Source organism: Catellatospora sp. NPDC049609, assembly GCF_040675365.1.
GTDB lineage: Bacteria > Actinomycetota > Actinomycetes > Mycobacteriales > Micromonosporaceae > Catellatospora.
Map to the genome: position 1 here is coordinate 20,728 of NZ_JBFAOU010000099.1, position 8,610 is coordinate 29,337.

Annotated in this window: 5 protein-coding genes; 4 read left to right on the forward strand and 1 reads right to left on the reverse strand. The window is 70.8% G+C overall.

The genetic code is table 11. The features are described from left to right. Positions 1-239: 239 nt before the first annotated feature. Entirely contained in the window at positions 240-1,802 is a 1,563-nt protein-coding gene (locus AB0J67_RS24880; RefSeq protein ID WP_363485844.1) for an amidohydrolase, read from the reverse strand. A gap of 220 nt (positions 1,803-2,022) precedes the next feature. Here AB0J67_RS24880 and AB0J67_RS24885 point away from each other — a divergent pair, with 220 nt between their 5' ends. The 4 genes from AB0J67_RS24885 to AB0J67_RS24900 all read left to right on the forward strand — a co-directional run. Then, positions 2,023-3,171, forward strand: coding sequence for a cellulose binding domain-containing protein (locus AB0J67_RS24885; RefSeq protein WP_363485845.1), 1,149 nt, complete (start codon positions 2,023-2,025; stop codon positions 3,169-3,171). Between the two features lie 142 nt (positions 3,172-3,313). Then, positions 3,314-5,953 (forward strand): glucosidase, encoded by a 2,640-nt coding sequence (locus tag AB0J67_RS24890; RefSeq protein ID WP_363485846.1) that lies wholly within the window; start codon positions 3,314-3,316, stop codon positions 5,951-5,953. Between the two features lie 160 nt (positions 5,954-6,113). Continuing rightward, positions 6,114-6,749 (forward strand): DUF4304 domain-containing protein, encoded by a 636-nt coding sequence (locus tag AB0J67_RS24895; RefSeq protein ID WP_363485847.1) that lies wholly within the window; start codon positions 6,114-6,116, stop codon positions 6,747-6,749. A 306-nt stretch (positions 6,750-7,055) separates the two neighbouring features. Beyond that, positions 7,056-8,610: fibronectin type III domain-containing protein (locus AB0J67_RS24900; protein WP_363485848.1), on the forward strand; the 1,555-nt coding region annotated here is incomplete at its 3' end.

Below are 8,610 nucleotides of genomic sequence, written 5' to 3' on the forward strand. Positions count from 1 at the left end.
CGCGCAGCGCGTTTTCACTGGACCGTACTCAGGCTACTGTCGGCGCTGTTTCTCATCGGCGCCAATCCCGCCCGCTCAACACCGTCGTGGTGCGAACCAGACCGCAGACCGAGCGCGCGACCGATTCGGCGATCCGCTCAGCAGAGCTACGAGGCAGTTACCTGGCGCCACCGCGATACTGGGCTTGCATCGCCGGCTCTCCATCGCCTGCGCCACCCGAGCCACCGCCTCGGCTTCAGTCAGCCGAGCTGCCAGCGGACCTCGCCGCCGACGACCGTGGTCAGGACCCGGGTCCGCAAGACCGCTTCCGGTGGCTCCCGGTAGGGATCGGTGTCGACGGCGATGAAGTCGGCGAGCATGCCCGGCGCCAGCATCCCCTTGCGCGACTCCTCCCCCGCCGCGTACGCGGCGCCGACCGTGTGGGCGTGGACCGCCTCGGCCATGCTGATCCGCTGCTCCGGCTGCCACCCGCCCGCCGGGGAGCCGTCGGGCCGGGTCCGGGTCACCGCGGCGTGCAGGGCGGGAAACGGGTTCGGGTCCTCCACCGGCGCGTCGGAGCCGAAGGCCAGCGCGACACCCGCGTCGAGCATGCCGCGCCAGGCGTACGAGGCCAGCTCGTGCCCGGCCAGCAGCGTGTCGACCAGCTCGATGTCACTGGTGCAGTGGACGGGCTGCATCGACGCCACGACGCCCAGCCGGGCCATCCGCGCGAGATCCCGCGGCCGCAGGTGCTGCGCGTGTTCGATCCGGTGCCGCAGCCCCGGTGTCGGGCCGACCGCCTCGTACGCGTCGAGCACGAGACGGTTGGCCTGGTCGCCGATGGCGTGGGTGGCGATCGCGATGCCCGCCCGAGCCGCGGTCCGGAACAGCCGGATCATCTCCTCGTGGGGCACGACCGCGATCCCGTGGTCGCCGCCGGTCATCGGCCTGCTCATATGGCAGGTGTGCGACCCCAGCGCCCCGTCGCTGAAGACCTTGACCGGGCCGGTGCGGAACCAGTCGTCGCCCTGCCCCGTCCGGCGGCCCTCCTCGATCGCCTGCTCCAGGTGCTCCAGCCGGATCGCCTTGTGCACGCGCAACTTCAGGTCCCCGGCCGTGGCCATCTCCTGGTACGCCGCCCGGCAGTCCTCGCCGTCGATGTCGTGGACACTGGTGATGCCGAGCGCCAGCAGCCTTTCCTGACCGGCGCGCAGCAGCCCGCCGAGGTCAGCGGGGGCCATGAACGGTTTCAGCGGATCCGCGGCGGTCTCCCTCAGGATGCCGGTCGGCTCGCCCCGGTCGTCCCGGACGATCTGCCCGCCGACCGGATCGGCGGTCGCCGCGTCGATCCCGGCCAGCCGCAGCGCGGCCGTGTTCGCCCAGGTCGTATGGCCGTCGACGGTGGGCAGCGCGACCGGGTTGCCGGGGCACACCGCGTCGAGCGCGTGCCGGTCGGGCTGCACCGGCGGATCCCAGACGTTGCTGTTCCAGCGCCCGCCTAGCAGCCACTGCCCCGGCCGCAGCCGAGCCGCCCGGTCGGCGATCCTCGTCAGCGCCTCGGCCAGGGATCGGGTCCCCGCCAGGTCGACGGTGGTCAGGCTGTGGGCGTACTGCGCGGTGTGGATGTGCGCGTCGTAGAGGCCCGGCATCACGGCGGCGCCGTCGAGGTCGACGAGCTCCGCGGTCGCACCGGCGGCCGCCCGCACGTCCGCCTCGGAGCCGACCGCCAGGACGAGCCCGTCCCGGACGGCGAGGGCCTGGACGAGAGGACGGTGGCCGTCCCCGGTGTGGATGACGCCGTGGCGGTAGACGCGGATGCTCATGCGAGGCAACGTTAGCCGCTCCACCCCGCCCGGCGGCACTTGCTCCCGTGGAGCAGGGCGGCTGGGTGCCGGCGTCATCACCGGCGGGTCGCGCGTTAGTTGCACGTACCAACGAATGCGCATACGCTCATGTCCGCGCGGATGGGTTGGGCAGCGATCAGCGGTCAGGCGCTGATGCCTGTGGTCCTGAGACGTCCCCCTGCTCCAATGAGGAGTCCGCGTGTTCCGTAGATCTTCCCTGTACGCACTGCTTGCCGCCCTGCTCGTGGCGGGCGCCTTCGTCGCCACCCGCCCCGCCGTGTCCGCGCCGGCGCCCGTGCGGATCATGCCACTGGGCGACTCCATCACCGCCGGCACCGGCTGCTGGCGGGCCATGCTCTGGCACCGGCTGCAGACCGCCGGCTACACGAACATCGACTTCGTGGGCGGCGTCTCCGACGGCGGCGGCTGCAACCCCGGGTACTCCTACGACGGGGACCACGAGGGCCACGGCGGCTACTCCGCCACCGGCATCGCGGACAACAACCAGCTCCCGCCGTGGCTGAGCGCGGCCAGGCCGGAGATCGTCCTGGTGCACCTCGGCACCAACGACATGTGGGGCCACTACATCCCGACCGCGACGAAGCTGGCCGCGTTCACGAAGCTGGTCGGCCAGATGCGGGCGCAGAACCCGGCCATGAAGATCATCGTCGCTAAGATCATCCCGATGAGCGCGTCCAGCTGCTCCACCTGCCCGGCCGACATCATCGAGTTCAACAACGCCATCCTGAGCTGGGCGGCCGGCCTCACCACCAGCCAGTCGCCGATCACCGTGGTCGACCAGTGGACCGGCTTCGACCCCGCGACCGACACCGGCGACGGAGTCCACCCGAACAACAGCGGATACCAGAAGATGGCCGACCGCTGGTATCCGGCGCTCGCGCAGGCACTCGGCGGCGCGTCCTCGTCACCCACGTCAAGCCCGGTGCCGTCACCGTCGGCGTCCCGCAGCACGTCGCCGTCGCCGTCGGCGTCTCCCAGCGCCTCGCCGAGCGCCGTCCCGTCGGTGTCGCCGTCGACCGGCGGCGGCTGCACCGCGACCTACCAGGTCGTCTCCCAGTGGGGTGGAAACTTCCAGGGTGAGGTGACGGTGCGAAACGGGTCCACGAAGGCGTCGTCGGCGTGGACGGCGACCTTCTCCTTCGCGAACGGCCAGCAGGTCACCCAGTCGTGGAGCACGACGCTCTCGCAGAGCGGGGCGACCGTCGTGGCTCGCAACGTGAGCTACAACGGCACCCTGGCAGCCGGTGCCTCCACGTCGTTCGGCTTCCTCGCCGGCTGGAACAACGTCACCAACGCGGTGCCGGCGGTGACCTGCACCATCGGCTGACGGCCGACCCGCCGCCGGGTCAGGGCACCCTTCGCCGCCAGGCGTCGGTCATGACCCGGCAGGCGGGCGGGGCGGACGCACGCGCACACCGGGAAACGCCGAAAACGGCGCGGCGCGCGGCGCCGATGCCGATGATGGGCACATGACGTCTGAGCAGGTCATGTGCGCTGAGAAGATCCGACTCGCGGAAGCCGACGCGGGTGACCTGCCGTGGCGGGCGTGGGGCCCGTACCTGTCCGAACGCGCCTGGGGCACCGTCCGCGAGGACTACAGCCCCTCCGGTGAGGCGTGGACGTCCTTCCCGCACGACCACGCCCGGTCGCGCACCTACCGCTGGAACGAAGACGGCATGGCCGGCATCTGCGACGACGGGCAGCGGTTCTGTTTCGCGCTCGCGCTCTGGAACGGCCACGACCCGATCCTCAAGGAACGCATGTTCGGCCTGACCGGGCCGGAGGGCAACCACGGCGAGGACGTCAAGGACTACTGGTGGTACGAGGACTCCACGCCGACCCACTCCTACCTGAGCTGGCGCTACCACTACCCGCAGGCGCCGTTCCCGTACCGCGAGCTGGTCGAGGTCAACGCCCGCCGGGGCAGGCACGACCCCGAGTTCGAGCTGGTCGACACCGGCGTCTTCGCCGACGACCGGTACTGGTCGGTCACCGCCGAGTACGCCAAGGCGTCCCCCACCGACATGTGCATCGTCGTGACCGTCGCGAACCGCGGCCCGGACGCCGCGACGATCCACGTCCTGCCGACGCTGTGGTTCCGTAACACCTGGGCCTGGGGCCGGCCCGGTCACGACGCGGTGCCGACGATCACCGGCCGCGATGGCCGCCTCACCGGCCGGCACGAGGAGCTCGGCACCATCGAACTGCTCGGCGACGGCAGCCCGGCGGCGCTGTTCTGCGACAACGAGACCAACACCGAGCTGCTCTGGAAAACGCCGGGCCGGTCGGCGTACCCGAAGGACGGCATCAACGACCACGTCGTCCACGGCGCCGACACCGTCAACCCGGCGATGACCGGCACCAAGGCGGCGCTGCACTACGTGCTCGACGTCCCGGCCGGTGGGTCCCGCCGGATCCGCCTGCGGCTGGCACAGCCCACCGACGTCTCCGCCGATCTCGGCGCCCGCTTCGACCAGGTCATGACCGACCGGCGGGCCGAGTCGGACGCGTTCTTCGCCGACCTGATGCCGGCCGGGACGACCGAGGAGGAGGCTCGTGTCGTCCGCGGTGCGATCGCCGGCCTGATGTGGGGCAAGCAGTTCTACCGCTACGACGTCGGCCTGTGGCTGGACGGCGACCGGACCACCCTCACGCCGCCGGCCGACCGGCTGAACGGGCGCAACCGCGAATGGCGGCACATGGCCGCCGCCGACGTCATCTCGATGCCCGACCCCTGGGAGTATCCCTGGTTCGCGGCCTGGGATCTCGCGTTCCACTGCGTCGCGATCGCCCGCGTCGACCCGGCGTTCGCCAAACAGCAGCTGCTCCTGCTCGTCCGCGACTGGTACATGCACCCCTGCGGCCAGATCCCGGCGTACGAGTGGGCGTTCGGCGACGTCAATCCGCCGGTGCACGCATGGGCGGCGCTGCGGGTGTTCGAGCTCGACGGCGGCCGCGACTTCGGCTTCCTCGAGCGGATCATGCACAAGCTGATGCTCAACTTCAACTGGTGGGTCAACCGCAAGGACGCCGACGGCGACAACGTGTTCGAGGGAGGGTTCCTCGGCCTGGACAACATCGGCCCGTTCGACCGGTCCTCGCCGCTGCCCGTCGCAGGGCAGCTGGAGCAGTCCGACGGGACGGGCTGGATGGCCATGTACGCGGCGAACCTGCTGGAGATGGCCGTCCGCCTCGCCGTGCACAATCCCCACTACGTGGACATCGCGACGAAGTTCTTCGAGCACTTCGCCTACATTGCCGCCTCGGCCCGCTCGCTGTGGAACGACAAGGACGGCTTCTACTGCGACACGATCCGGATCGACGGCGGAGCCCCGATCCCGATCCGGGTGTTCTCCATCGTCGGCCTGATCCCGCTCGTCGCGACCGTGACGTGGCGCGAGGGCACGTACGGGCAGCTGTCGGAGCTGGTCGAGCGCTTCCGGTGGTTCCTCGACCACAAGCCGGCGTATGCGGCGGTCATCGGCGAGAGCCGGTCGCGCCCGTCCGGCGACCGGCACCGGCTGCTGTCCATGGTGACGATGGACCAGCTCGAACCGATCATCTCCCGAATGCTGGACGAGGCCGAGTTCCTCAGCCCGTACGGCCTGCGCAGCATCTCGCGCGTCCATGCCGCCGAACCGTGCACGGTCAACCTCGGCGGCCGCGACTACACCGTCGACTACGAACCGGCCGAGTCCACCACCGCAACGTTCGGCGGCAACTCCAACTGGCGCGGGCCGATCTGGATGCCGGTCAACTACCTGCTGATCCGGGCGCTCAACCAGTTCGGCGACTTCCTGGGCGACACGGAGACGTTCGAGTGCCCGACCAGGTCCGGGCAGCGGCGAACCCTCAACGAGATCGCCGACGAGGTGTCCGAGCGGCTCATCGACATCTTCCTGCGGGACGGGGACGGCCGGCGGGCGCTCTACGGCGGCACGGAACTGTTCCAGACGCACCCGGACTGGCGCGACCGCCTGATCTACCCCGAGTACTTCCACGGCGACAACGGCGCGGCACTCGGCGCGTCTCACCAGACCGGCTGGACCGCGCTGGTCGCCGACCTGATCCTCAGCCGCCGACCGGACCGCCGGCCACACACCCGCTGACTCGCTCCACCGCGTTCGCGGCGATCGCACCACACCTACCTTCCGGACCTCGCCGCACTCCTCCCGGTGGCGGAATCCCGTGACCAGCGGGTGGACCGGGCCGTCGTCGAGGCGGCCGCTCGCGCCGCACCGGCCCGGCGCACGACAGTATCGTCGGGTCATGGGGGATCTCAATACGGTGACCCGCGGCCTGCTGCATGACATCGGCGCGACCTTGCATCCACGGGGCTTTCGTGGCTCCGGTGCGGTGTGGCGGCTGATCACGCCGGAGGGTGTCGCGGTGATCCAGAAACAGCCGTCGGAGCGGACACGGCGCGACGCGAAGATGTTCTACCTCGATACCGCGGTGGCCCCGAAGGAGTGGTGGGAGTGGCTGGCGTGGAGGACCGGGCACACCCAGCCGATGGACACGTCGAGCGAGATCTACGGCATCGGCCTCATGGAGCGCCGGGTGCCGTGCCCGCACCCCGCCGACGGTGACCACGACTGCTGGCAGGTGACAGCCGACACCGAGGTGGATCGGCTGCGCGCCGATCTCCTCACTGGCGTGACGCGCACAGCGGATCGGCTGGTCGAGCTGCTGCAGCCCGGCCGCTACCTGGCCGAGCTGAGCGCATTGCCCCACAAGCAGATCGGCCATTGGCCACCACTGGTCATCCTGCTCTGCGGGCGAGGGCCGTCACCGGAACTGGATGCTGCCTGCGCCGGCTTGCGCGAGGCTTTCGCCGAGCGGCCCCGGGCGGCCGGATACGTCGACGAACTGATCGGCTGGGCGCATGCCCGCGCATCGCGTTGAGCCCTGGGGCGCGGCTGCCGGAATGGGACGGGTTCACGGCGGCGCGAACGCGGCCGTGGACGCCGAAGGGCGTGTTCATCGCACGGCGGTGACGCCCGTTGCCCACATTGATTGACGCCGCCTAATATGTGAGGCGGCGGGCGGGAGTGTCAACGGCTCGAGCGGGACTCGGGGTCGTGCCGCGGTGAGGACGGACGAAGGGCAGAAAGCGTCCGTGCGCGCGTTCGCCGTCGCCGCTGACGGGCGCCATCCGCGATTGCCCGCACCTCATGTCTCCATCGGGTTCCATCCCGTTTGAGGAGACCCATGGCACACATGTCGTATCCGTCCAAGCTCGCCGCCGCACTGGCCTGCGCCGTGTTCTGGCTGGCGGCGCCCACCCCCGCCCAGGCGGCCGACGACGTCACGTCACCGACCGCGCCCGGCACGCCGGCCTTCAGCGACGTGACCCCGTTCAGCGTCACCCTCACCTGGACGCACTCGACCGACGACGTCGGGGTCACCGACTATCTCGTCCGCCGAATCCTGCTCGACGGCCAGAGCTGGAACGACAGCACCACCGGCGACATCAACACCATCACCATTCGCGACCTGACGCCCAACCAGACCTACAGCTTCACCGTGCTGGCGACCGACGCGGCAGCCAACACGACGGCATCGCCCACGGCAACGGTGCATACGCCGCCCTACCTCGACGGACCGATGTGCTCGGTGACGTACACACCACTCAGCTCAGGCGGCGGCTCGTTCTACGCGACGGTCGGCATGACGAATCTGTCCCCGGGCGCCTGGCAGGAGTGGACCCTGGGCTTCACCCTCACCGACAACCAGCGCATCAACCCGGGATGGGGGTTCCGGCAGCACGGGACCCGGTGGACCACCAGCTTCGTCTGGCTCTGGAGCAGCGGCGCCGGGCCGCTGCTTCCCGGCAACACCAGATCGGTGTCATTCACCGGCACCTACACCGGCAGCGACAACCCGCCACCCACCGACTTCACCATCAACGACCATCCGTGCCACCTGGTCGGCCAGCCCGTTCCCCCAGGCCAACCACAGGACCTCATCGTCAGTGACCTCACGCCGGGCAGCATCAGCCTCAGATGGAGCCCGGCGGCACCCGGCACCGACCCGATCAGCCGATACGAGGTCCTGCTCAACGGATACCGGTACACCTGCCTCGGCGTGAATCCGCTGGCCTGCGCCATCTCGGGCCTCACGCCCGCGACGGCGTACACCATCGCGGTGCGTGCGGTGGACACCACCGGCCGCACCGGGCCCGCGACGACGATCACTGTCCGAACCCCACCGTCGACTCCGCCCAGCGCGCCCGGCAACCCCGCGGTCTCCGGTGTCTCTACCGCCGGCGCCACGCTGACCTGGACCGCTTCCACGCCGGGAACGTTCCCGCTCACCGGATACACCGTCTACCGCCTCGACGGCACCACCGAGACAGCGGTATCGGTGACCCCCAACGCGGGCAGCACGACCGCGACGCTGACCGGTCTCACCCCGAACACGCCGTACTCGTTCCGGATCCGTGCCCGCGACACCGCAGGCGTGAACTCGGCGCCGTCAGCGACCGTGGCCTTCACGACCAAGCCCGACACCGGCTGCGACGTGGCCTACAGCGCCAAGGACTGGGGCACCGGCTTCACCGCGACCGTGAAGATCACCAACACGGGTACCGCGGCGCTCACCGGCTGGACCCTGCACTTCGCCTTCCCGGCAGGGCAGCGCCTCACCCACGGCTGGAGCGCCGGCGGGGGCCCGCCGGCCGGGGCCCCCCCCCGCCCCGGGGGGGGGGCCCCACCCCCGCCCCCCCCCGCGGGGGGGGGGCGGGGCGCCCCCCCCCCCCCCCCCC